Here is a 21,512-nt window from a genome sequence, read left to right as displayed (position 1 = left end):
CCATGATCCCGCGCTATTCCCGCCCCGATATGGTTGCCATCTGGTCCCCCGAATCCAAATTCAAAATTTGGTTCGAAATTGAGGCCTACGCCTGCGACGCCCAAGCCGCCATCGGCGTGATCCCAAAGGCCAATGCCGAAGCGGTGTGGCGCGCCAAGGATGTCACCTTTGACGTGGCCCGGATTGATGAGATTGAGGCCGTGACCAAGCATGATGTCATTGCGTTTCTAACCCATCTGGCCGAACATATTGGCGCCGATGATGCACGGTTTGTGCATCAAGGCATGACCAGTTCGGACGTGTTGGACACCACGTTTAACGTGCAATTGGTGCGCGCAACTGACCTGCTGCTGGTGGGCATGAACCGGGTGTTGGCCGCGTTGAAATCGCGCGCAATGGAACACAAAGACAGCGTTCGTATTGGCCGCAGCCACGGCATCCACGCCGAACCCACCACAATGGGCCTGACCTTCGCGCGGTTTTATGCCGAAATGCACCGGGGCCGTGCGCGCCTTGTGAACGCCCGCGCAGAGATCGCCACAGGCGCGGTGTCGGGCGCGGTTGGCACCTTTGCCAATATTGACCCGAGTGTGGAGGAACATGTCTGCCAGATGATGGGCCTGACGCCAGAACCCATCAGCACCCAAATCATTCCCCGCGACCGCCACGCGATGTTTTTCGCCACCCTTGGCGTGATCGCGTCCAGCATTGAAAACATCGCGATTGAAATTCGCCACATGCAGCGCACCGAAGTGTTGGAGGCGGAGGAGTTTTTCAGCCCAGGCCAAAAGGGGTCGTCTGCCATGCCGCACAAACGCAACCCCGTGCTGTCCGAAAACCTGACGGGCCTTGCGCGCCTTGTGCGCATGTCGGTGACGCCTGCGCTGGAAAACGTGGCGATGTGGCACGAACGCGATATCAGCCATTCATCGGTGGAACGCGCGATTGGCCCGGACACCACCATCACGCTGGATTTCGCGCTGCACCGCCTTGCCGGGCTGGTGGAAAAGCTGGTGATCTATCCCGAAACCATGCTGGCCAATATGAACAAATTTCGCGGGCTGGTCATGTCGCAGCGCGTGCTTTTGGCACTGACCCAAGCGGGTGTGTCGCGTGAAGACAGCTACCGTTTGGTGCAGCGCAACGCGATGAAAGTTTGGGAAAAAGGGGCGGATTTCAAAACCGAACTGCTGGCCGATACGGAGGTGACCGCCGCCCTGACACCCGCGCAGATCGAGGAGAAATTCGACATCGGCTATCACACCAAGCATGTCGATACGATTTTCAAACGCGTTTTTGGCTGACAGCCGCCGCTAAAATACCCCACAAAGGGCAAGCAAAATTCCTGCTTGCCCTTTTGTTTTTCGTGCTACCTTTGGAATAACAGCCAAAGGATCGTTGCCAATGCGCCTTTTGACCACGTTATTGATCACCGCCCTGCCCTTTGCCGCGCTCGCCGCCGGGTCGGATGACACGAGCCCCCCTGCGACGACGCCAACCACCACCAAATGCGCCACGGGCCAGATCTATGATGATAAGGCCAAAACCTGCAAAAACCCCACCGATGCCAGCCTTGGCGATGACACCCGCTTTGGTGCCGTTCGCGAACTGGCCTATGCCGGGCGGTACGCCGATGCGATGACAACCCTAGCCGCGATGGGTGAGGGTGACAGCGACCGCGTGCTGACGTATATGGGTTTCATCACGCGCAAATCTGGCGACATGGCGGGCGGCATGGCGCTTTACGCCCGCGCGCTGGACGTGAACCCCGACAATCTCCTCGCGCGCTCCTACATGGGCCAAGCTCTTGTGGAACAAGGCGATATTGCCGCCGCCGCCCGCCAGTTGGCCCAAATCCGCCAACGCGGTGGGATGGGCACTTGGGCCGAAGCGGCGCTGGACCAAGCGGTCGGCACCGGACAGGTTTTGAACTACTGACCCACTTAAAAGACGGCTAAACCAGACCAGAAACCAGACTAAAAACCAGAAAGGACGACCGATGAATATCAAGACAACTTTTGTACTGCTCGCCCTAACCCTGACGCCGACATGGGCGATGGCCGCGTGCAACGGCGAAGCCCATGCCCAAGCGCAAAGCTGCGTCGATGGCAAAGTCTATGACAGCGCGGCCATGGCCTGCGTGCCGGTAACGGGCTAAAAACGCGGCCGGGCGGCGTTTAATCGTGGTTGTGTAAGCCCATCTTAACTTTCCTCTGCCAGCGTGATCGTCAAGACAGCGATCATGGGGGCGAAATGGAAAATGGGTCTACGGAACTGGCGCAACTGCTGCCCGGTCAATCCTTTGTGCAAAACCGCGATCGACGCAGCGCGCGCCGAACCTTGACCAATCGCGAAAAGGCGGCAGTGATTGTGCGCCTTATGCTGGCGCAAGGGGCGCCAATTGCGCTGTCCACCCTGCCCGAACACACGCAAGCCGCCCTTGCCGAACAGATGAGCAAGATGCGGTTGATCGACCGCAACACCCTTGACCGGGTCGTTTCCGAATTCGTGACCGAGCTGGAGGAGGTGGGCCTTGCCTTTCCCGGCGGCATTGAAGGCGCGTTGTCGATCATGGATGGCCATATCTCTGCCACCGCTGCCAGCCGTTTGCGCCGCCTTGCCGGGGCATCGTCGCGCGCCGACCCTTGGGACCGTATCGCAGGGATGGATGTTGACCGCCTGCTGCCCGTGCTGGAGGAAGAAAGCGTAGAGGTGGCAGCCGTCATGCTGTCCAAACTCGCAGTGCCCAAAGCCGCAGAATTGCTGGGAAAACTGGAAGGCGAACGGGCCCGGCGTGTGGCGTTTGCCGTGTCACGCACCGGCAACGTCGACCCCGAAACCGTGCGCCGCATTGGCATGTCGCTGGTCGGACAGTTGGAAAACCAACCCGCCCGCGCCTTTGACACTGGGCCCGTGGAACGCGTTTGCGCCATTTTGAACGTGGCCCCCCAAGTGATCCGGGATGAGGTGTTGGCCGGCCTTGACAAAGACGACGAAGATTTCGCCAAATTGGTGCGCAAAGCGATCTTTACCTTTGTTCACATCACCGACCGGGTCAGCCCGCGTGATGTGCCCAAAATAACCCGCGTGGTCGATCAACCCGTGCTGGTCACAGCCCTTGCCGCAGCGGCGGCCCAACCCGACAAAGCTGCAATTGCCGAATTTTTCCTTGCCAACATGTCGCAACGCATGGCCCAATCGTTGCGCGAAGAGATGCAGGAACGCGGCAAAGTCAGCGAAAAAGACGCCGAGGCGGCGCAAGGTATCGTCATTTCCGCCATTCGCACCCTGGAGGCGGACGGAGAGATTGTCTTTATCCAGCAAGAGGGCTGATTTTTGACCAAAAGGGCAAAGCAGATGCAGTTTACGCTCCACACCCAGCCAAAACGATATTAGCTTGCGCGGGACGGCCCCGCGCCTGCCCCAACCCCGGACCCATAGATGCGCTTTTCCTTTGCGACCCTGCCGCGCCCCGGCAGCAATGGGCGCGGCATTTTGTTCATGCTTTTGGCCATCTTTTGTTTCACCTTGATGGATTCACAGGTCAAAGGCATGGTGGACCGCTATCCCGCCCCGATGCTGGTCTGGATCCGGTTTACAGGGCAGTTGGTGTTGGTGGTGATCTTGTTGCGGGGGCGGTTTTTCACCCATTTGCGCAGCCGCTATCCCGCCATACACTTGGCGCGCGCAGTCACCCAAATCGGGGCCACAGCCCTGTTTTTCACCAGCCTTGCGTATATCGGTCTGGCCGAGGCGACTGCACTGATCGACGTGAACCCAGTCCTCATCACCTTGGGCGCAGCGCTTTTTCTGGGTGAAAAACTGGGGCCACGGCGGTTGTTTGGGGTGGTCGCCGCCCTAATCGGGGCGCTGATCGTCATTCGCCCCGGCGCGGGCATTTTCACCCCAGCGGCCCTTTTGCCACTGGCGGGGGCAGTGTTTTACGCCGCCAACGCGCTGATCACCCGCTGGATCGGCCCAAAGGAAAGCGCGTGGACCGCGATGGCCTACACCTCCGTGATCTGCACCGCCCTTGCCAGCCTGACGCTGCCGTTTGTCTGGGTGCCCATCCTGCCTGCCGATTTGCCGATTTTCGCGCTGATCGGCACCCTTGGCACCATTGCGCAGCTGTGCATCATCCGCGCCTTTACCTTGGCCGAGGCGTCATCGGTCGCCCCCTTTGCCTATGTCGGAATTTTGTTTGCCGCATTTTGGGGGATCGTGTTGTTTGACACCTACCCCGACCGCTGGACGGTATTGGGTGCGCTTGTGATCGTGGCGGCGGGGCTTTATGTTTGGCACCGTGAAACCCGCGCACAGCGCAGTGACCCGCAGGCCAAAGCATGACCAAAGTAAGCCAAGCAAGCCGCAGACGGTTGCGCAACATCCCGTTGCGTTGGCTGATCGCTGTGCTGTTGGTCCTGCCCTACCGCCTGCGCGTGCCGCTGTGCGGCTGGGTGATGGCCTATGTGATCGCGCCGATTGCGGGTTATGACAAACGGGTGCGCGCCAATCTGGCCCTGATCATGCCCGATCTGCCCAACTCCGAGGTGAAACGTCTGACCCGCGATGTGCCGCGCAACGTGGGTCGCACCTTGATTGAAATTTATTCAGGCGCAGAATTTGTCGCCCGCGCCACCGCCGAACCCTTAAAAGGCGAAGGGCTGGCCGCCTTGGACGCCGCCCACGCCGCAGGCCGCCCTGTGATCCTTGTGACCGGGCATTTCGGCAATTACGACGCCAGCCGCGCCGCCTTAATCGCGCGCGGTTTTCCCGTCGGCGCGCTTTATCGCCCGATGAGCGATCCTTACTTCAACGCCCATTATGTGCGGGCGATTTCGCAAATCGGCACCCCGGTGTTTCCACGCGGCCGCGCCGGGCTGGCCGATATGATCCGGTTTTTGCGCGGCGGTGGTATGTTAGGGCTGTTGATGGACCAGCATATCAGCGCTGGCGCAGACTTGACCTTTATGGGCCACCCGGCGTTGACCGCCCTTTCCGCCGCCGATTTGGCGTTGAAATACGACGCGCTTTTGGTGCCCACCTATGCGGTGCGCCGCAAAGGGGGCTTGGATTTCGACATTATCATTGAACCGCCAATCCCGCACGGCACGCCCGAGGCGATGACCCAAGCCTTGAACGATTCGCTGGATAAATTGGTGCGCCTGCATCCCGAACAATGGTTCTGGATTCACCGCCGCTGGAAAAACGCCGCCTAAACGCGACTGGCCAATCCCCTAGCGCAACACCGCCGCAGCAAAAATATCTGCAGGACCATCGGCTTGCAAAATCACCACCAATGGCGCAGGCCCGGGTGCGGGCGCGACAAGAGCCAAGGGGCTGGCCCCATTCCACATTTCCAACACTTCCCAAGATGTGACAACATTGTGGTAGGTGATTGTTTTACCAGCATTTTCACCACGTTCAATCAGGACCTTTTCCGCAGGTGAAAACCGCACCAACTGCACCCTGACAGGCGCGACCACCCCCAAAGCGGGCGCTTCAATCAAAACTGCGCCGCCTTGGCGCGTCAGGCGCAGCCCGGTTTGGCGCACTTGCCCCAATTGCTCTTGGATTGCTGCCTCCACCTCTGCCCCGCGATTGCCCACGACACGCGCTTGGCCTTGCACCACGATCTGCGGCGTGAACACCATCTTATCGCGGGCGTGATGCGCATATTCCTTTTGGCGGGCGGTGAATTGCGGGCTGGCGAATTTATCCTTCCACCCCAGATAATCCCAATAATCGACGTGCAAGGACAGCGCGATCACCCGATCATCCGCGCTTAACTTGCCCAAAATCGCATCGGCAGGCGGGCAGGACGAACAGCCCTGCGATGTAAACAGCTCCACCACAACCGCATTTGTGCTTTGCGCTTGGGCCGTTGGCGCAAGGGCCATCCATGCCGCGCAAACGGTTGTGACGATATGTTTCATAAATTCTTTCCTGTGTGCCGTGTTGTCCCCTTCCTACCCCCTCGCCCGCCGTTCGGCCAATCAAGGTTTTGCGAGCCAGCGTTACAAAACACCAATCTGCTGCCCCGAAAAATATCGTGCAAATTGGGACTGGATTTTCGGCATACAATTGTATACAAAGCAGCAATTCCCTTGTTTTCCGAACCCGTTTTCGGCATTACCATAGGGAACGCCATATCATTCACGCCCCACCCATCAGGAGGTTAGACATGACCGTTACCGTCGGACATGACAGCACCAAGACCCGCCGCACCCTTACCGCAGGCGGTGCCAGCGTTGACTATTATTCCATCACCGCCGCACAAGAGGCGGGCTTGGGCGATTTTGCGCGCTTGCCAGCCGCGCTGAAGGTGGTTTTGGAAAACATGCTGCGGTTTGAAGATGGCAAGACCGTCTCGGTTGATGACATCCGCGCATTCGCTGAATGGGGTGCCAACGGCGGCCAGAATCCGCGCGAAATCGCTTACCGCCCTGCCCGCGTTTTGATGCAGGATTTCACGGGCGTGCCTGCGGTCGTGGACCTTGCCGCCATGCGCGACGGCATCATCGGCCTTGGCGGAAACGCCCAACAAATCAACCCCTTGGCCCCGGTTGATCTGGTCATCGACCATTCGGTTATGATTGATGAATTTGGCAACCCCCGCGCGTTTCAGATGAACGTGGATCGCGAATACGAACGCAATATGGAACGCTACACCTTCCTGAAATGGGGTCAAAACGCGTTTAACAATTTCCGCGTGGTGCCGCCCGGCACTGGGATTTGCCACCAGGTGAACCTTGAATACCTGTCCCAAACCGTTTGGACCGACAAGGACCAGCACGGCAAAGAGGTCGCTTATCCCGACACCCTCGTCGGCACCGACAGCCACACAACCATGGTCAACGGTCTCGCCGTCCTCGGTTGGGGCGTTGGCGGGATTGAGGCGGAGGCCGCAATGCTGGGCCAGCCCGTGTCGATGCTAATCCCCGAAGTCGTCGGTTTCAAACTGACAGGCACGATGGTGGAGGGCACAACCGCCACCGATCTGGTGCTTAAAGTCGTGCAATTGCTGCGCAAACACGGCGTTGTCAGCAAATTTGTCGAATTTTATGGCGACGGGTTGGACCGCCTGCCACTGGCTGACCGCGCAACCATCGCCAACATGGCCCCCGAATATGGCGCGACCTGCGGCTTCTTTCCAATCGACAATGAAACCCTGCGCTACTTGCGCAACACAGGCCGGGACGAAGCACGGATCGCGCTGGTTGAAGCGTATGCAAAGGCCAACGGCATGTGGCGCGGGAGCGATTACGCGCCCATCTACACCTCCACGCTTGAACTGGATATGGGTACGATTGTGCCCGCCATTTCCGGCCCCAAACGCCCGCAAGATTTTGTGGCATTGACCGACAGCAAAACCGGTTTCGCACATGAAATGGCGGCAACCTTCAAACGTCCCTTGGGCAAAGAAGTGGCTGTGGCGGGCGAAGATTACACCATGTCGTCCGGCAAAGTTGTCATCGCCTCCATCACTTCTTGCACCAACACCTCCAACCCTTACGTCATGATCGGCGCAGGGCTGGTGGCCCGCAAGGCCCGCGCATTGGGTCTGAACCGCAAACCTTGGGTCAAAACCTCGCTCGCCCCCGGCTCTCAGGTCGTGTCCGAATACCTAGAGGCAGCAGGCCTACAAGAAGATCTTGACGCCATTGGTTTCAACCTTGTCGGCTATGGTTGCACCACTTGCATCGGCAACTCTGGCCCGTTGCAGGCGGAAATTTCGGCCGCGATCACCGAAGGCGATCTGGTCGCCACTGCCGTTCTGTCTGGCAACCGCAACTTTGAAGGCCGCATTTCGCCCGACGTGCGCGCCAACTATCTGGCATCGCCACCCTTGGTCGTCGCTTATGCGCTGGCCGGCGACATGAACATCGACCTGACAACCGAGCCTTTGGGCAGCGGATCAAACGGTCAACCCGTGTATCTAAAGGACATCTGGCCCACCAACGCCGAGATTTCGGAATTGGTGGAAAGCACGGTCACCCGTGCTGCGTTCCAGAAAAAATACGCCGATGTGTTCAAGGGCGATGAAAAATGGCAGGCTGTGAAAACGCCGGACAGTGAAACCTATGACTGGCCGGCCACCTCTACCTACATCCAAAACCCGCCCTATTTCCGCGGCATGTCCAAAACTCCGGGCGTGATTTCGGATATCAAAGGCGCGCGGGTTCTGGCGCTGTTGGGCGATATGATCACCACCGACCACATCTCTCCCGCAGGCTCGTTCAAAGAAACCACACCCGCAGGCAAGTACCTTGTGGACCGTCAGGTCGCCCCACGCGAATTCAATTCCTACGGGGCGCGGCGTGGCAACCATGAAGTCATGATGCGCGGCACATTCGCCAATATTCGCATTAAAAATGAGATGTTGGACGGCGTCGAAGGCGGCTACACCAAGGGACCGGATGGCGTGCAAACCTCCATCTTTGACGCGGCGATGGCGTATAAGGATGCGGGCGTGCCTTTGGTCATCTTTGGCGGCATCGAATATGGCGCGGGGTCGTCGCGCGATTGGGCGGCAAAAGGCACCGCTTTGCTGGGGGTCAAGGCCGTGATCGCGGAATCGTTTGAACGCATCCACCGGTCGAACCTTGTGGGCATGGGCGTTATTCCGTTCGAGTTTACGAATGGCGACACCCGCAAATCACTGGCCCTGACCGGGGATGAGGTGATCAGCATCGACGGGCTCGCGGGCGATTTGAAGCCTTTGTCCAGCGTGCCTTGCCACATCACCTATGCCGACGGGAAAACCAAAACCATCCAGATCAAATGCCGGATCGATACGGCGATTGAAAAGGAATATGTCGAACACGGCGGCGTGCTGCATTATGTGCTGCGCGATCTGGCGAAAACCGCCTGAACCAAGGTGCATAAAACGACCCACAAGCGCCCTCCGGGGCGCTTGTTTTTTTGCCAAATTACCTTGAATTTTAGGGGGCTGTTAACGTTCTTGCGTCACGCTGGGGCCAGATTAAGTGAAAAGGACCGCCCTCATGCGTTTTCCCAACCTAAGCTCCCAAGCTGAAATTGATGCACAGCTGCGCAGCGCCATTCCCCGCACGGATGCTGGGCGCAACCTGCCTTGGGGCCCGGCTATCATCGGAATATCATTGCTGATTATGCTGCAAACCCTGTTCTAATCGGGTTTTTCAGACGCTTTGGCAATCGCGGGCCGGATGGTCCGTTCCAACTCCGCTGCCGAAATTGGCCCAGCAAAACGCAAAACGATGCGCCCGTCGCCATCAATCACATAGGTTTCGGGGACGCCGTACACGCCCCAATCCAACGCCATGCGCCCAGCGTCTTGGCCAATCGCGGTGTATGGGTTGCCAAGCTCGCTCAAGAACCCTTGGGCGTCATCCAGCCGGTCTTTGTAATTTACGCCGTAAATGGCCACCCCTTCGACTGCCAACTGTTCCAACAGCGGATGTTCGGCCCGGCAAGGCGCGCACCAACTGGCCCAAAAGTTCACCAATTTTGGGCCTGGCGCACGCAAATCGGCATCCGTAAATGCCGCAGCATCCCCAAATGGCGTCAACTGCACCAATGGGGCCGCTTTGCCCGTCAGCGCCGATGGCAAGCCATCTGGGTCATCCCGCTCCATCCCCGCAATAAACAGACCCGCCAAGCCGGCAAACAAAATCGGCGGCATCCACATCAAGATTTTAGCCATCGACAGGCTCCTTTTTCGTCCGCGCTTCGGCCACTGCCAGCGCCCGGCGCATCCGCACTCCTTGCCACAGGCTGAACCCAACCAAAGCCGCAATCAGCCCCAACGACACGGCATAGGAGCCAAGCACCGCATCCGCATATTTCCCAAGATCAGGCATCATCCCATCCGCTCCCGCGCGATCAAGGCTGCCAACCGCCGCGCCCGAATTTCGGTGCGCGTGCGCAGCAAAACCAGCGCCACAAACATCAACACAAACCCCGCGATACACACCAGCAGCGGAAACCAGAACACATCCGACACGTTTTCTTCCTTGTCCAACGACAAAGACGCCCCTTGGTGCAACCCTTGGTTCCAAAAGTTCACCGCATAGCGCGACAACAGCGCAAACACCGACCCCACAATGCACAAAATCCCCGTCAAATCCGCCGCCGTGTCGGGGTCATCCACCGCCGCCCACAGCGCGATATACCCAAGGTAGAACAGCGCCAAAATCAAAAAGCTGGTCAATCGCGGGTCCCAGGCCCACCAAGTGCCCCACATCGGTTGGCCCCACAGCGCACCCGTGGCCAGCGCAATCAGCGTGAACACCAAGCCCACCGGGGCCGCCGCCTTGGCCGTCAGCGCCGATACATGGTGCCGCCGAATCAACCAAATCAGCGACGCGACCAGCATCATCACCCACGCATTGATCGCCATCATCGCGGCGGGCACATGCAGGTAGATGATCTTGACCGTGGGCCCTTGTTTGTAATCATTCGGGGTCGCAAAGAACCCCCAAACCAGCCCCACGATCAGGCACAGCGCTGCAGCCCCCGCAACAAAGGGCAGCACCCGGCGCGACAGGTGCATAAATTTCTGCGGATTGGCGTATTCCCAAAGTGACATGGCGGTTAGGTAATCTTTCAGGGGTTAATCGACAAGGTTTAACGCAATCTTCACCGAAGGTTGATACGGATTGCCGCAGCCGCCGCAAAGGGCAAAAGTGCCGCAGCCCCCGCCGTAATCGCGGCGAGCAGCGCCAGCGGTGTGCCCGTGGCCATGCCTTCGGCCCCGCGTTTTACCGCCTCGGCCCCAAAAATCAGCGTGGGCACGTAGAGTGGCAGCACCAAAAGCGACAACAACAGCCCGCCACGTTTCAACCCTACTGTCAACGCCGCCCCAAACGCGCCGATCACCGATAACGCGGGCGTACCCAGTGCCAGCGACACCACCAGCCAAAAATACCCCGGCGCGGGCAGGTTCAACAACACCCCCAACACCGGGGCAACCAAGGTCAACGGCAGCCCTGTCACCATCCAATGCGCCAGCGCCTTGACCGCCACCACCCCTTCCAGCGGGATGGGCGCAGTCACCAACAGGTCCAACGACCCGTCTTCATAATCCAACGCAAACAACCGATCGAGGCTAAGGAGGCAGGCCAGCAGCGCCCCCACCCACAAAATACCCGGTGCGATCCGCGCCAGCGTGCCGCCGTCCGGCCCCACACCCAGTGGCACCAGCACGGCCACCAACAGAAAAAACGCCAACCCAAGGCCAAAACCGCCGCCCGCCCGTACAGCCAACCGCACATCCCGGATTAACAGCGCGATCATGCGAAATCCCCGCCAAATGCCGCGTCAAAATCGCCGCTTACCGTGCCAATCCGCGCTTTGAATGGGGTCAGGTCCAGCACCTCTGCCGCCACCCCCAGGTCAATATGGGTGGCAATCAACGCCGACCCGCCAACGGCCAGATGCCCGCGCAACGCATCACCAAACAGCGCCACTGATGCCACATCCAACGATACCGTCGGCTCATCCAGCACCCAAACGGGCCGCCCGGTGACCAGCAACCGCGCCAACCCCAGCCGCCGCTTTTGCCCTGCTGACAGGTTGGCCGCCAATCGGCCACGCAAATCGACCAAATTCATGCCCACCAGCGCCGCCTCTACGCCCCTGGTGCCATAAATCGCCGCCCAAAATGCCAGATTTTCCGCGACCGTCAGCGTGGCTTTCAACCCATCGGCATGGGCGGCATAAGCCACAGCGTCCCCGCCACCAAAAACCGTGCCCGCAACGCTTGGCTGCAACCCTGCGATCACCCGCAACAATGTGGTTTTGCCAACCCCATTCGGTCCGCGCAAAATCAAAACCTGCCCCGGCTGCACGGCAAACCCAACACCTTGCAGCACGGTAATGCCGCCCCGCGCCACGCTTACATTTTCAACCCGCAATTCCATGCCCACAGACCTATCGCACACACGGCGGGGCGCAAAGCACCTTACAACGGTTCAATGTCGCCCTCCGCCCGTGCCGCGTGGAAATTGGCCACAAAGGCGGCCAGCGCCCCTGCGCCAATCGCCACCCGCATCCCTTCCATAAGATCTTGATAGTAATGCAAGTTATGCCATGTCAGCAGCATGGACCCGATAATTTCATCCGCCTTGATCACATGATGCAAATAAGCGCGGGAATAGTTGCGGCAGGCGGGGCAAGTGCAAGCAGCGTCCAATGGCCGCGGGTCATCTTTGTGGCGCGCGTTGCGCATGTTCACTTGGCCATGCCGCGTCCACCCCTGCCCCGTCCGCCCCGACCGCGACGGCAAAACGCAGTCCATCATGTCAATTCCGCGTTCTACCGCGCCCACAATATCATCGGGTTTTCCAACCCCCATCAGGTAACGCGGCTTATCTTCGGGCAACATGCCGGGCGCATAATCCAGCACGCCAAACATCGCCTCTTGCCCTTCGCCCACCGCCAAACCACCCACCGCATAGCCGTCAAAACCAATCGCGCGCAACGCCGCCGCACTCTCTTCCCGCAAATGTTGCGTGACACCACCTTGCTGGATGCCAAACAGCGCATGACCGGGGCGGTCCCCAAACGCATCGCGCGACCGCTGCGCCCACCGCATCGACAGCGCCATCGACGCGGCCACTTGCGCATCTGTGGCGGGCAATGCCGGACATTCATCAAAACACATCACGATATCGGACCCAAGCAGTTTTTGAATCTCCATGCTGCGTTCGGGCGACAGCATGTGTTTGGACCCATCAATATGGCTGGAAAACCGCACGCCTTCCTCGGTCAGCTTGCGCAGACTGGCCAGTGACATCACCTGAAACCCGCCCGAATCCGTCAAGATCGGACGATCCCAATTCATGAATTTGTGCAAACCACCAAGGCCCGCAATCCGTTCCGCCGTTGGGCGCAGCATCAAATGATAGGTGTTGCCTAGCAAAATATCCGCCCCGGTGGCGCGCACCGAGTCCGGCAACATCGCCTTGACCGTGGCCGCCGTGCCCACAGGCATAAACGCAGGCGTACGAATGTCGCCGCGCGGGGTGGAAATGACCCCTTTGCGCGCGCGCCCATCGCGGGCCAAAACGTCAAAGCTGAACTTAGTTGTCATGCGCCGCCCCTTTTTTCTCCTTTTGGGCAAAAACCCCGCAAATGCCAAGCCCTCTTGCCCCGCGCGCCCCGCCTCGCGATAAAGATGGGCAACCAACCGCATGATGAGGGTTCTATGCTCCGCGCCGCCGCCCTGCTTTTGCTCGCCAGTCCGGTATTCGGCCAACCAGCCAATGCGGACACGGCGCTGGCCGCCGTTGCCGCCAATTTCGCAGGGGCCGCCACCGCATTGGCCGCCGATTTCAAAACCCGATCGGGGCACGACATCACGCTGACCACAGGCTCCACCGGGAAACTTTACGCGCAAATCATCGCAGGCGCGCCGTTTGATGTGTTGCTGTCTGCCGATGCCGCCATTCCGGCCCAATTGCAGGCGGCGGGTCATGGGTTGGCCTTTCCCTATGCTTACGGCGTGTTAACCCTTTGGGCGCCGAACCGCACCACCACAGATGCCACAACCCTGCTGCAAAGCACCGAAACCCGCCACATCGCCATCGCCAACCCCGATCTTGCCCCTTATGGCGCTGCGGCAAAAGCGGCGCTGACCGCGATGGGCATATATGACAAAATAGCCGATAAAATCGTGATGGGCCAAAACATTGGCCAAGCTTTCGCGCTGACAAGCTCGGGTGCCGCCGATGCCGGGTTCATCGCCAAATCCGCCTTGCCAGCCGATGCCACGGGGTTCATCTGGGACGTTCCGCCCGCCCTGTACCCGCCCATCCAACAAGACGCGATTTTGTTAACATATGGCGCGGATAACGCGGCGGCCAAAGGGTTCCTTGACTACCTGCAATCCCCAAACGCTCATGCCATCATCGCTCAATTCGGCTATGGCCTGCCATGACGCTTCCCGATTTGGGGCCGCTCTGGCTCACCCTACACCTCGCGGCTGTCACTACCATCCTGCTGCTGATCTGCGGCACCCCGCTGGCATGGTGGCTGTCGCAAACCCGGTCGCGCGTCAAACCGATTGTGGAGGCGCTGACGGCCCTGCCCCTCGTCCTGCCCCCCACTGTGCTGGGGTTTTACCTGCTTGTCCTCTTCTCCCCCACCTCCACGTTCGGCGGGTTTTGGGTCCGCGTGACGGGCGAAACACTCACCTTTTCCTTCACCGGCCTCGTCATCGCCTCCATGCTCTACTCCCTGCCCTTCACCGTGCAACCACTGCAAGCCGCCTTCGAATCCATCGGCCGCACCCCGATGGAGGCGGCGGCGATGCTGCGCGCCTCTCCCCTAGACCGTTTCGCAACCGTGGCGGCCCCAATGGCCAAACGCGGGTTTCTGACCGCTGCGGTCCTTACATTTGCGCATACGCTGGGTGAATTTGGGGTGGTGTTGATGGTCGGCGGCAATATTCCGGGCAAAACCAAGGTCATTTCCATCGCGATTTACGAACATGTGGAAACCATCAACTACGCCGACGCGCATGTGCTGGCAGCAATCCTTTTGGTGTTCTCCTTCACCACCCTTGTCATGGTCTACACCATCAACCGCCGCTATCCCGTCGGGGGGCGTGCCTGATGTTGAATGTCGATATCACCTTGAATTACAAGGATTTCGCGCTGAATATCGCGCAATCTTTTCCCGCATCGGGCGTCACGGCGCTGTTTGGCCGTTCCGGATCTGGCAAATCCACGCTTTTGCGGGTGATTGCAGGGTTGGAACTCAACGCCACAGGCCGCATCGCCTGGGGGGATGACGTGTGGCAAGACGCCCGGCATCGCACCCCGCCCCACAAACGCGGCTTGGGCTATGTGTTCCAAGACACCCGGCTGTTTCCGCACCTTACCGTTGCGCAAAACCTGTCTTATGCCGACAAACGCGCCCAAAACCACCCCGGCCCCAGCATGGATGATGTTATCACAGCGCTCGACCTTGCGCCTTTGCTGCCCCGCCACCCCGCCACGCTGTCGGGGGGCGAACAGTCGCGCTGCGCCATTGGCCGCGCCTTGCTGACCCGCCCGCGGATGCTGTTGATGGATGAACCGCTTGCCGCCTTGGACGCCACCCGCAAGGCCGAAATTCTGCCCTATCTTGAACGCCTGCGCGACAACATCGGTACGCCCATCCTATATGTCAGCCACCAAATGGCCGAGGTGACGCGGCTGGCCAACCATTTGATGCTAATCGACAAAGGCCAAATCACCCACGCAGGCCCATTGGAAACCTTGCTGGCAGACCCCGCCACCGCCCCCGCACTTGGCGCGCGCGATGTGGGCGCTGTCATCACCGCCACCCTGACCGCCCAAGACAGCGATGGCCTCAGCCGCCTTACCTGCGCCACCGGGCCAATTTATCTGCCTCACATCGACGCCCCCTTGGGCGCACGCCTGCGCATCCGCATTTTGGCCCAAGACGTGATCATCGCACGCACCGCCCCCACCGGGCTTTCGGCCCTTAACATCCTGCCCGCCACCGTCACATCGCTGCACCCAGACGGCGCATCCACTTTGGTGCAACTGCACGCGGGCACCGATCAAATCCTTGCGCGCATCACCACCCGTTCGGCCACCGCGCTTGCGCTCGCGCCCGGCACCCCTTGCTTTGCCATCCTCAAAACTGCCGCCGTGGCCCCTGCCCATATCGGCGACCAGCCTAACCTTGTGCCCCACACAAAACTTTAATGCCTTTCCCTTGCACCCTTTTGGTTTATGTTCCATCACTCAACAAATACCACATTGGGCCGAGCGCCCACGAAGGCTTGAGGGAACGGGCGAACCTATGGTTGATGCAGTAATGAAACCCACCGAAGAAATCTCTGTCCGCGAGGTTTTCGGCATTGATACTGACATGAAGGTCAAAGGGTTCGCCGAACCCACAGACCGCGTGCCCGCGATTGACCCGACCTACAAGTTCGACCCCGACACCACCTTGGCGATCCTTGCAGGCTACGGTTACAACCGCCGCGTGATGGTCCAAGGCTATCACGGCACGGGCAAATCCACCCATATCGAACAGGTCGGCGCGCGGCTGAACTGGCCAACCGTGCGCGTCAACCTTGACAGCCACATCAGCCGGATTGATTTGATCGGCAAAGATGCGATCAAACTGCGCGACGGCAAGCAGGTCACCGAATTTCACGAAGGCATCCTGCCTTGGGCGCTGCGCAACCCCGTGGCTATCGTGTTTGATGAATACGACGCGGGCCGCGCCGATGTGATGTTCGTCATCCAGCGCGTGCTGGAACATGACGGCAAACTTACCCTGCTGGACCAGAATGAGATTATCACCCCCCACCCGTCCTTCCGCCTGTTCGCGACCGCCAACACGGTGGGTCTTGGCGATACCACGGGCCTTTATCACGGCACCCAACAAATCAACCAAGCGCAGATGGACCGTTGGTCGCTTGTGGCCACGCTGAACTATCTGTCGCATGACGCCGAAAGCGCCATCGTTTTGTCGAAAAACCCGCATTACAATACCGACAAAGGCCGCAAAACCATTTCGCAAATGGTCACCGTGGCCGACCTGTCGCGCACAGCCTTTATGAACGGTGACCTTAGCACCGTCATGTCACCGCGCACTGTGATCACTTGGGCCGAAAACGCCCGTATTTTCCAAAACGTCGGCTACGCGTTCCGCCTGACCTTCCTGAACAAATGCGATGAGCTGGAGCGCCAGACCGTGGCGGAATTCTATCAGCGGTGTTTTGCCGAAGAATTGCCGGAATCGGCAGCAAGCATGGCGATGAAATAACCTAGGGTGGGGTTTAACCCCACCCAACCAGCGGTGCGTTAAAGCCCACCCTACCCCCAGCTGATCCGGGATTATCATGACCAAACCCACCGACAACCCCGCCGATCCGTTCAAAAAAGCGCTGGCCGAGGCGACCAAAGTCCTCGCCGATGACCCGGATATGACCGTCACCTATTCGGTGGACCCGTCCGGCATGACCAATGAAGGCGTGCGCTTGCCCCAAGTCAGCCGCCGCATGACCCGCGATGAGGTGCTGCTGGCCCGTGGCACCGCGGATGCGTTCGCAATGCGCCGCAAGTTCCACGATGCCGCCACTGCCACCAAATACGCCCCCACAGGCACCCTTGCCCGCGAAATTTATAACGCGATGGAAACCGCGCGCTGCGAGGCGGTGGGCGCGCGCTACATGCCCGGCACCGCAGGCAATATAGACGCCAAAATCGGGCATGAAGCAACGCGCAAAGGCTATGCCGAGATTACCCAAGCCGCCGATGCGCCGCTGCCCATCGCCGCGGGCTATCTCGTGCGCCACCTTGCCACGGGCCGCGACCTGCCAAAAGGTGCGGACAATGTAATGAACCTGTGGCGCGGGTTTATGGAGGAAAGCGCAGGCGAAACCCTGCAAAACATCGACCATGTGCTGGCCGATCAAGCCGCCTTTGCCCGCCTTGCCCGCAAGGTGATTTCCGACCTTGGCTATGGCGACCAATTGGGCGATGACCCGGACGCCGACCAAGAGGACCCCGACAGCGGCGATGACGCCGAAGAACAAGAACAGCAAGACAGCACCGGCGACGACGACAGCGAAGAGCAAGACAGCGAATCCTCACCCGAACAGTCCCAAGAGGAACAACAAGACGCCTCGCAGGCGCAAGTGTCCGAAGATGACAGCGCCGATATGCAACAAGGCGATGAGGCGGAATTGCCCGAAGGCGAAGCCCCGATGGAGCCGCCACCCCCCGCCGCCCATTCCGATGCGGACCCAAATTACAGCGTCTATACCACGGATTATGACGAAGAAATCCGCGCCGAGGATCTCGCCGAGGCCGCCGAACTCGAACGCCTGCGCGCTTACCTTGACCAGCAGTTGGAGCCGCTGAAAGGCGCCGTGTCGCGCCTTGCCAACAAGCTGCAACGCCGCTTGCAAGCGCAGCAAAACCGCAGCTGGCTGTTTGATTTGGAGGAAGGCACGCTGGACGCGGGCCGCCTTGCGCGCGTGGTCGCCAACCCCACCACGCCTTTGTCGTTCAAACAGGAAAAAGACACCGAATTTCGCGACACCTGCGTGACGCTGCTGTTGGACAATTCCGGTTCCATGCGGGGCCGCCCGATTTCCATCGCGGCAATTTGTGCCGATGTTCTGGCCCGCACGCTGGAACGCTGCTCGGTCAAGGTGGAAATCCTCGGCTTTACCACCCGCGCGTGGAAAGGCGGGCAAAGCCGCGAACGCTGGCTGGGCGCTGGCCGCCAACAACAGCCCGGTCGCCTAAACGATCTGCGCCACATCATCTACAAATCCGCCGATGCCCCGTGGCGGCGCGCGCGCCCCAACCTTGGGCTGATGATGAAGGAAGGGCTGCTAAAGGAAAACATCGACGGCGAGGCGCTGGAATGGGCGCACCGCCGGATGCTGGCGCGGCCAGAAGCGCGGCGCATCCTGATGGTCATCTCTGATGGTGCCCCGGTGGACGATTCAACTTTGTCCGTTAACCCCGCGAATTACTTGGAAAAACACCTGCGCGATGTGATCGCCATGGTGGAGAAAAAGAAAGCGGTCGAATTGATCGCCATCGGCATCGGCCATGACGTGACCCGCTATTACAACCGCGCCGTGACCATCACCGATGTCGAACAATTGGCGGGCGCGATGACCGAACAGCTTGCCGGGCTGTTTGACACCGACCCGCGCAAACGCGCCCGCGTGTTGGGGATGAAAAAGGTCGGATAAATGCTGCAAACCTTTGCCGATCACGCCAATCCGGCCCAAGGCCCCGCCCGCTTGGCCGCCCTGCGCACGGCCCTCGCCGCACAGGGGCTTGCGGGTTTCATCATCCCCCGCGCCGATGCGCATCAAGGCGAATATGTAAGCGCGCGCGATGCCCGGCTGGAATGGTTGACAGGCTTTACCGGTTCTGCGGGGTTTTGCATCGTGCTGCCGGATATTGCGGGCGTGTTCATCGACGGCCGCTACCGTGCCCAAGTCAAAACCCAAGTTGACCTTGCCCATTTTACCCCTGTCCCTTGGCCCTATACCAAACCGGGCCCGTGGATTGCGGCCCATCTGCCCCAAGGCCAAATCGGCTTCGACCCATGGCTGCACACCGCAGAAGAGGTTGCAGCGATTGAGAAATCACTTGAAGACAGGCCCGTAACCCTAACGCCCACAACGAATTTCATCGACACCATTTGGCATGGTCAACCCAGCCCCCCAATGGGCCAGGCCTTTGTCTATCCCGATGCGTTGGCTGGCAAAACCAGCGCGGAAAAACGCAGCGCGCTTGCCGCAGACCTCACCTCGGCAGGCCATACCGCCGCCATTATTACCCTGCCCGACAGCCTGTGCTGGCTGTTAAACATCCGCGGCGCAGACGTCGCGCGCAACCCCATCCTTCACGGTTTTGCCGTTCTGCACAGCGATGCCCGCGTCACGCTCTATGCCGACCCCGCAAAATTCGACGCCGCCACCAAGGCCCACCTCGGCCCCCATGTCACCCTGCGCCCCGCTACCGCTTTCATCCCCGCCCTGCGCACCTTGCAAGGCCCGGTGCGCGTGGACCGGGCAACCGCCCCCCTTGCCGTGACACTGGAACTGATTGATGCAGGCATCGAAATTGCCCCCGGCGATGATCCCTGCCGCCTGCCAAAAGCCTGTAAAACTGATGCTGAAATCGCAGCCACCCGCACCGCCCACCTGCGCGACGGCGCGGCCATGGTCGAATTTCTGACATGGCTGAATGCCACGGCCCCGCAAGGCGGGCTAAGCGAAATTGACGTGGTCACCCAGCTCGAATCCTTTCGCCGCGCCACCAACCAGCTGCATGATATCAGTTTCGAGACGATCTGCGGCGCGGGCCCCCACGGCGCAATCATGCATTACCGCGTCACGGAAACCACCAACCGCCCCATCACCCTCGGCGAACTTTTGTTGGTCGACAGCGGCGCGCAATATATCGACGGCACCACTGACATCACCCGCACCATGGCGATTGGCCCGGTGCCCGATGGGGCCGCCACCGCCTACACCCTTGTGCTGCAAGGCATGATCGCGATTTCGCGCGCCCGCTGGCCCCGTGGCGCAACGGGCCGCGACCTTGACCCGCTGGCCCGTGCGCCCTTGTGGATGGCGGGCATGGATTTTGACCACGGCACGGGCCACGGCGTTGGCGCGTTCCTGTCGGTCCACGAAGGCCCGCAACGCATCAGCCGCATGTCCGAGGTGCCGCTGCTGCCCGGCATGATTCTGTCAAATGAACCGGGCTATTACCGCGAAGGGGCGTTTGGCATCCGCCTTGAAAACCTGATCGTGGTCGAACCCGCACCCAAACTGGCCGATGACCGCGACCAGCTGCAGTTTGAAACCATCACCTTTGTGCCCTTTGACCGCCACTTGATCGACACCGCGATGCTATCACCGGGCGAGCGGGCATGGACCAACACCTATCACGCGCAGGTCGCACAAAACCTATCCGACCGCCTGTCAGACGCCGCCCGAGCATGGCTCACCCTTGCCACAGCCCCACTTTAAGCCGCCGCAGCCGTTTCCCGAATACGGTCCACCATCGCGCGCACCCCGTTGGACCGCTGCGCCGACAAATGTTCATTCAACCCCAGCCGCCCCAATTCCGCAAACGCATCCACACGGCCCACATCGCCCACAGGCAGCCCCGAATACAGCGCGTGCAGCACCGCGATCAGCCCGCGCACAATCATCGCATCGCTTTCGCCTTCAAACCGAAACACGCCGCGCTCCAGCATCGGGCGCAGCCACACTTGGCTGGCACAGCCCTCCACCTTCAGCCCCGGCACTTTGAAGGCCGCATCCAGCGGTGGCATCGCGCGCCCCAACTCAATCACATGGCGATACCGATCTTCCCAATCATCCAGAAATTCAAAGGTTTCGGCAATTTCTTCAAAGGCGGCGCTGGCCATCACACTCTCCCAGTCTGTTCCCCTTACAGCTAGGGCGAAAACCCCCAAAGGTCCAGCAACCCGCGCCACGCTTTTGCTTTTCAAACGCTTCGCTTTCGGCTACCCAAGGGGAAACTGGACCGGGAACACCGCAATGAAAACACCGCTCATCACCGCCCTGTGCGCAAGTCTGGCCCTTGGGGCCTGTGCCACCATCAGCAATTCGCGGATAAACCCGTTCAATTGGTTTGGCGGGTCCGAAGAGGTGGCGATGGTTTCCCCCGATGGCAAACCCGCAGACACCCGGCAATTGGTGTCGCAGGTCACCGTTTTGGTGCTGGAAAAAATGCCCGGCGGCGTGATTGTGCGTGCCACAGGCCTGCCCCCCGTCCAAGGGTTCTGGGACGCCGAACTGGTCGCCCGCCCGGTGGAGGATGGTAAATTAACCTATGATTTCCGCGTGTTCCCACCCATCATCGCCACCAACGTCTCCACCCCTCGCTCACGCGAGGTGACGGTGGCGACCTATATCTCCGACATCAAACTGGCCGGCGTGCGTGAAATTACCGTGCAAGGTGCTGCCAACGCCCGCGCCTCCCGCCGCTAAT

The 21,512-nt window shown here is 60.1% G+C and carries 23 protein-coding genes; 15 read left to right on the top strand and 8 right to left on the bottom strand.

Going from position 1 to position 21,512, the window contains the following annotated elements:
• The first annotated feature begins 2 nt into the window (after positions 1-2).
• The 6 genes from purB (at position 3) to BMY36_RS04455 (ending at position 5,219) form a co-directional block, all read left to right on the top strand.
• The gene (purB, locus tag BMY36_RS04475; RefSeq protein ID WP_050518414.1) at positions 3-1,304 is read left to right on the top strand and encodes an adenylosuccinate lyase; all 1,302 of its coding nucleotides are present in this window, start codon (positions 3-5) and stop codon (positions 1,302-1,304) included.
• Positions 1,305-1,404: 100 nt separating this feature from the next.
• Positions 1,405-1,938 (top strand): tetratricopeptide repeat protein, encoded by a 534-nt coding sequence (locus BMY36_RS04470; protein WP_050518415.1) that lies wholly within the window; start codon positions 1,405-1,407, stop codon positions 1,936-1,938.
• A gap of 61 nt (positions 1,939-1,999) precedes the next feature.
• Positions 2,000-2,158 carry a hypothetical protein gene (locus tag BMY36_RS19820; RefSeq protein WP_156215084.1) on the top strand — a complete coding sequence of 53 codons (159 nt, stop codon included), beginning with the start codon at positions 2,000-2,002 and terminating at the stop codon, positions 2,156-2,158.
• Between the two features lie 95 nt (positions 2,159-2,253).
• Positions 2,254-3,333: a flagellar motor switch protein FliG gene (locus BMY36_RS04465; protein WP_082224743.1), complete on the top strand. Its 1,080-nt coding sequence runs from the start codon at positions 2,254-2,256 to the stop codon at positions 3,331-3,333.
• Between the two features lie 108 nt (positions 3,334-3,441).
• Complete coding sequence (locus BMY36_RS04460; protein WP_050518416.1) at positions 3,442-4,347, top strand: DMT family transporter; 906 nt, start codon at positions 3,442-3,444, stop codon at positions 4,345-4,347.
• Positions 4,344-5,219, top strand: a complete 876-nt coding sequence (locus BMY36_RS04455; protein WP_050518417.1) for a lysophospholipid acyltransferase family protein — start codon at positions 4,344-4,346, stop codon at positions 5,217-5,219. The genes BMY36_RS04460 and BMY36_RS04455 overlap by 4 nt, the downstream gene beginning before the upstream one ends.
• A gap of 18 nt (positions 5,220-5,237) precedes the next feature.
• Here the strand turns inward: BMY36_RS04455 and BMY36_RS04450 are convergent, their stop codons facing one another.
• Positions 5,238-5,936 (bottom strand): DUF1223 domain-containing protein, encoded by a 699-nt coding sequence (locus BMY36_RS04450; RefSeq protein ID WP_082224744.1) that lies wholly within the window; start codon positions 5,934-5,936, stop codon positions 5,238-5,240.
• Positions 5,937-6,184: 248 nt separating this feature from the next.
• On the opposite strand from BMY36_RS04450, the gene acnA reads away from it, so the two are divergent.
• Positions 6,185-8,875 carry an aconitate hydratase AcnA gene (gene acnA, locus BMY36_RS04445; protein ID WP_050518418.1) on the top strand — a complete coding sequence of 897 codons (2,691 nt, stop codon included), beginning with the start codon at positions 6,185-6,187 and terminating at the stop codon, positions 8,873-8,875.
• A 133-nt stretch (positions 8,876-9,008) separates the two neighbouring features.
• On the top strand, positions 9,009-9,155 hold the full coding sequence (locus tag BMY36_RS19815) for a hypothetical protein (protein WP_156215086.1): 147 nt from the start codon (positions 9,009-9,011) through the stop codon (positions 9,153-9,155).
• Here BMY36_RS19815 and BMY36_RS04440 read toward each other — a convergent pair.
• From BMY36_RS04440 to tgt, 6 genes are read right to left on the bottom strand one after another with little or no spacing between them, the layout of a single operon-like run.
• Positions 9,152-9,688 carry a DsbE family thiol:disulfide interchange protein gene (locus tag BMY36_RS04440; RefSeq protein ID WP_139193934.1) on the bottom strand — a complete coding sequence of 179 codons (537 nt, stop codon included), beginning with the start codon at positions 9,686-9,688 and terminating at the stop codon, positions 9,152-9,154. The genes BMY36_RS19815 and BMY36_RS04440 overlap by 4 nt on opposite strands.
• Complete coding sequence (gene ccmD, locus BMY36_RS04435; RefSeq protein ID WP_050518419.1) at positions 9,681-9,848, bottom strand: heme exporter protein CcmD; 168 nt, start codon at positions 9,846-9,848, stop codon at positions 9,681-9,683. The genes BMY36_RS04440 and ccmD overlap by 8 nt, the downstream gene beginning before the upstream one ends.
• Complete coding sequence (locus BMY36_RS04430) at positions 9,845-10,573, bottom strand: heme ABC transporter permease (RefSeq protein ID WP_050518420.1); 729 nt, start codon at positions 10,571-10,573, stop codon at positions 9,845-9,847. The genes ccmD and BMY36_RS04430 overlap by 4 nt, the downstream gene beginning before the upstream one ends.
• A 50-nt stretch (positions 10,574-10,623) precedes the next feature.
• Positions 10,624-11,280, bottom strand: a complete 657-nt coding sequence (gene ccmB / locus BMY36_RS04425) for a heme exporter protein CcmB (RefSeq protein ID WP_050518421.1) — start codon at positions 11,278-11,280, stop codon at positions 10,624-10,626.
• Positions 11,277-11,906, bottom strand: coding sequence for a heme ABC exporter ATP-binding protein CcmA (gene ccmA, locus BMY36_RS04420; protein ID WP_050518422.1), 630 nt, complete (start codon positions 11,904-11,906; stop codon positions 11,277-11,279). The genes ccmB and ccmA overlap by 4 nt, the downstream gene beginning before the upstream one ends.
• A 41-nt stretch (positions 11,907-11,947) precedes the next feature.
• Positions 11,948-13,078: a tRNA guanosine(34) transglycosylase Tgt gene (tgt, locus tag BMY36_RS04415; RefSeq protein ID WP_050518490.1), complete on the bottom strand. Its 1,131-nt coding sequence runs from the start codon at positions 13,076-13,078 to the stop codon at positions 11,948-11,950.
• A gap of 114 nt (positions 13,079-13,192) precedes the next feature.
• Between tgt and modA the strand changes: the two genes are divergently transcribed.
• From modA to BMY36_RS04385, 6 genes are all read left to right on the top strand, one after another.
• On the top strand, positions 13,193-13,924 hold the full coding sequence (gene modA / locus BMY36_RS04410; protein ID WP_050518423.1) for a molybdate ABC transporter substrate-binding protein: 732 nt from the start codon (positions 13,193-13,195) through the stop codon (positions 13,922-13,924).
• A complete protein-coding gene (gene modB, locus BMY36_RS04405; RefSeq protein WP_050518424.1) occupies positions 13,921-14,601 on the top strand; it encodes a molybdate ABC transporter permease subunit in 681 nt (226 codons plus the stop codon). Before modA ends, modB begins: the two co-directional genes overlap by 4 nt.
• Positions 14,601-15,704, top strand: a complete 1,104-nt coding sequence (modC, locus tag BMY36_RS04400) for a molybdenum ABC transporter ATP-binding protein (protein WP_175469248.1) — start codon at positions 14,601-14,603, stop codon at positions 15,702-15,704. Before modB ends, modC begins: the two co-directional genes overlap by 1 nt.
• A 97-nt stretch (positions 15,705-15,801) precedes the next feature.
• The gene (gene cobS / locus BMY36_RS04395) at positions 15,802-16,776 is read left to right on the top strand and encodes a cobaltochelatase subunit CobS (protein WP_050518426.1); all 975 of its coding nucleotides are present in this window, start codon (positions 15,802-15,804) and stop codon (positions 16,774-16,776) included.
• A 76-nt stretch (positions 16,777-16,852) separates the two neighbouring features.
• Entirely contained in the window at positions 16,853-18,724 is a 1,872-nt protein-coding gene (cobT, locus tag BMY36_RS04390; RefSeq protein ID WP_050518427.1) for a cobaltochelatase subunit CobT, read from the top strand.
• Positions 18,725-20,521 (top strand): aminopeptidase P family protein, encoded by a 1,797-nt coding sequence (locus tag BMY36_RS04385; RefSeq protein WP_050518428.1) that lies wholly within the window; start codon positions 18,725-18,727, stop codon positions 20,519-20,521.
• On the opposite strand, the gene BMY36_RS04380 is transcribed toward BMY36_RS04385, so the two are convergent.
• Positions 20,518-20,925, bottom strand: a complete 408-nt coding sequence (locus tag BMY36_RS04380) for a SufE family protein (protein ID WP_050518429.1) — start codon at positions 20,923-20,925, stop codon at positions 20,518-20,520. The two genes, BMY36_RS04385 and BMY36_RS04380, sit on opposite strands and share 4 nt — an antisense overlap.
• A gap of 133 nt (positions 20,926-21,058) precedes the next feature.
• Here BMY36_RS04380 and BMY36_RS04375 point away from each other — a divergent pair, with 133 nt between their 5' ends.
• The gene (locus tag BMY36_RS04375; protein WP_050518430.1) at positions 21,059-21,511 is read left to right on the top strand and encodes a hypothetical protein; all 453 of its coding nucleotides are present in this window, start codon (positions 21,059-21,061) and stop codon (positions 21,509-21,511) included.
• Position 21,512: the final 1 nt, after the last annotated feature.

Origin of the sequence: Pseudorhodobacter antarcticus, from assembly GCF_900110135.1 — a bacterium.
Taxonomy (GTDB): Bacteria; Pseudomonadota; Alphaproteobacteria; order Rhodobacterales; family Rhodobacteraceae; genus Pseudorhodobacter; species Pseudorhodobacter antarcticus.
This window is presented reverse-complemented; position numbering and strand designations above follow the sequence as displayed.

Coding starts and splice junctions, on each gene's coding strand:
- purB (WP_050518414.1), top strand. CDS start 3: ATGATCCCGCGCTATTCCCGCCCCGATATGGTTGCCATCTGGTCCCCC.
- BMY36_RS04470 (WP_050518415.1), top strand. CDS start 1,405: ATGCGCCTTTTGACCACGTTATTGATCACCGCCCTGCCCTTTGCCGCG.
- BMY36_RS19820 (WP_156215084.1), top strand. CDS start 2,000: ATGAATATCAAGACAACTTTTGTACTGCTCGCCCTAACCCTGACGCCG.
- BMY36_RS04465 (WP_082224743.1), top strand. CDS start 2,254: ATGGAAAATGGGTCTACGGAACTGGCGCAACTGCTGCCCGGTCAATCC.
- BMY36_RS04460 (WP_050518416.1), top strand. CDS start 3,442: ATGCGCTTTTCCTTTGCGACCCTGCCGCGCCCCGGCAGCAATGGGCGC.
- BMY36_RS04455 (WP_050518417.1), top strand. CDS start 4,344: ATGACCAAAGTAAGCCAAGCAAGCCGCAGACGGTTGCGCAACATCCCG.
- BMY36_RS04450 (WP_082224744.1), bottom strand. CDS start 5,936: ATGAAACATATCGTCACAACCGTTTGCGCGGCATGGATGGCCCTTGCG.
- acnA (WP_050518418.1), top strand. CDS start 6,185: ATGACCGTTACCGTCGGACATGACAGCACCAAGACCCGCCGCACCCTT.
- BMY36_RS19815 (WP_156215086.1), top strand. CDS start 9,009: ATGCGTTTTCCCAACCTAAGCTCCCAAGCTGAAATTGATGCACAGCTG.
- BMY36_RS04440 (WP_139193934.1), bottom strand. CDS start 9,688: ATGGCTAAAATCTTGATGTGGATGCCGCCGATTTTGTTTGCCGGCTTG.
- ccmD (WP_050518419.1), bottom strand. CDS start 9,848: ATGATGCCTGATCTTGGGAAATATGCGGATGCGGTGCTTGGCTCCTAT.
- BMY36_RS04430 (WP_050518420.1), bottom strand. CDS start 10,573: ATGTCACTTTGGGAATACGCCAATCCGCAGAAATTTATGCACCTGTCG.
- ccmB (WP_050518421.1), bottom strand. CDS start 11,280: ATGATCGCGCTGTTAATCCGGGATGTGCGGTTGGCTGTACGGGCGGGC.
- ccmA (WP_050518422.1), bottom strand. CDS start 11,906: ATGGAATTGCGGGTTGAAAATGTAAGCGTGGCGCGGGGCGGCATTACC.
- tgt (WP_050518490.1), bottom strand. CDS start 13,078: ATGACAACTAAGTTCAGCTTTGACGTTTTGGCCCGCGATGGGCGCGCG.
- modA (WP_050518423.1), top strand. CDS start 13,193: ATGCTCCGCGCCGCCGCCCTGCTTTTGCTCGCCAGTCCGGTATTCGGC.
- modB (WP_050518424.1), top strand. CDS start 13,921: ATGACGCTTCCCGATTTGGGGCCGCTCTGGCTCACCCTACACCTCGCG.
- modC (WP_175469248.1), top strand. CDS start 14,601: ATGTTGAATGTCGATATCACCTTGAATTACAAGGATTTCGCGCTGAAT.
- cobS (WP_050518426.1), top strand. CDS start 15,802: ATGGTTGATGCAGTAATGAAACCCACCGAAGAAATCTCTGTCCGCGAG.
- cobT (WP_050518427.1), top strand. CDS start 16,853: ATGACCAAACCCACCGACAACCCCGCCGATCCGTTCAAAAAAGCGCTG.
- BMY36_RS04385 (WP_050518428.1), top strand. CDS start 18,725: ATGCTGCAAACCTTTGCCGATCACGCCAATCCGGCCCAAGGCCCCGCC.
- BMY36_RS04380 (WP_050518429.1), bottom strand. CDS start 20,925: ATGGCCAGCGCCGCCTTTGAAGAAATTGCCGAAACCTTTGAATTTCTG.
- BMY36_RS04375 (WP_050518430.1), top strand. CDS start 21,059: ATGAAAACACCGCTCATCACCGCCCTGTGCGCAAGTCTGGCCCTTGGG.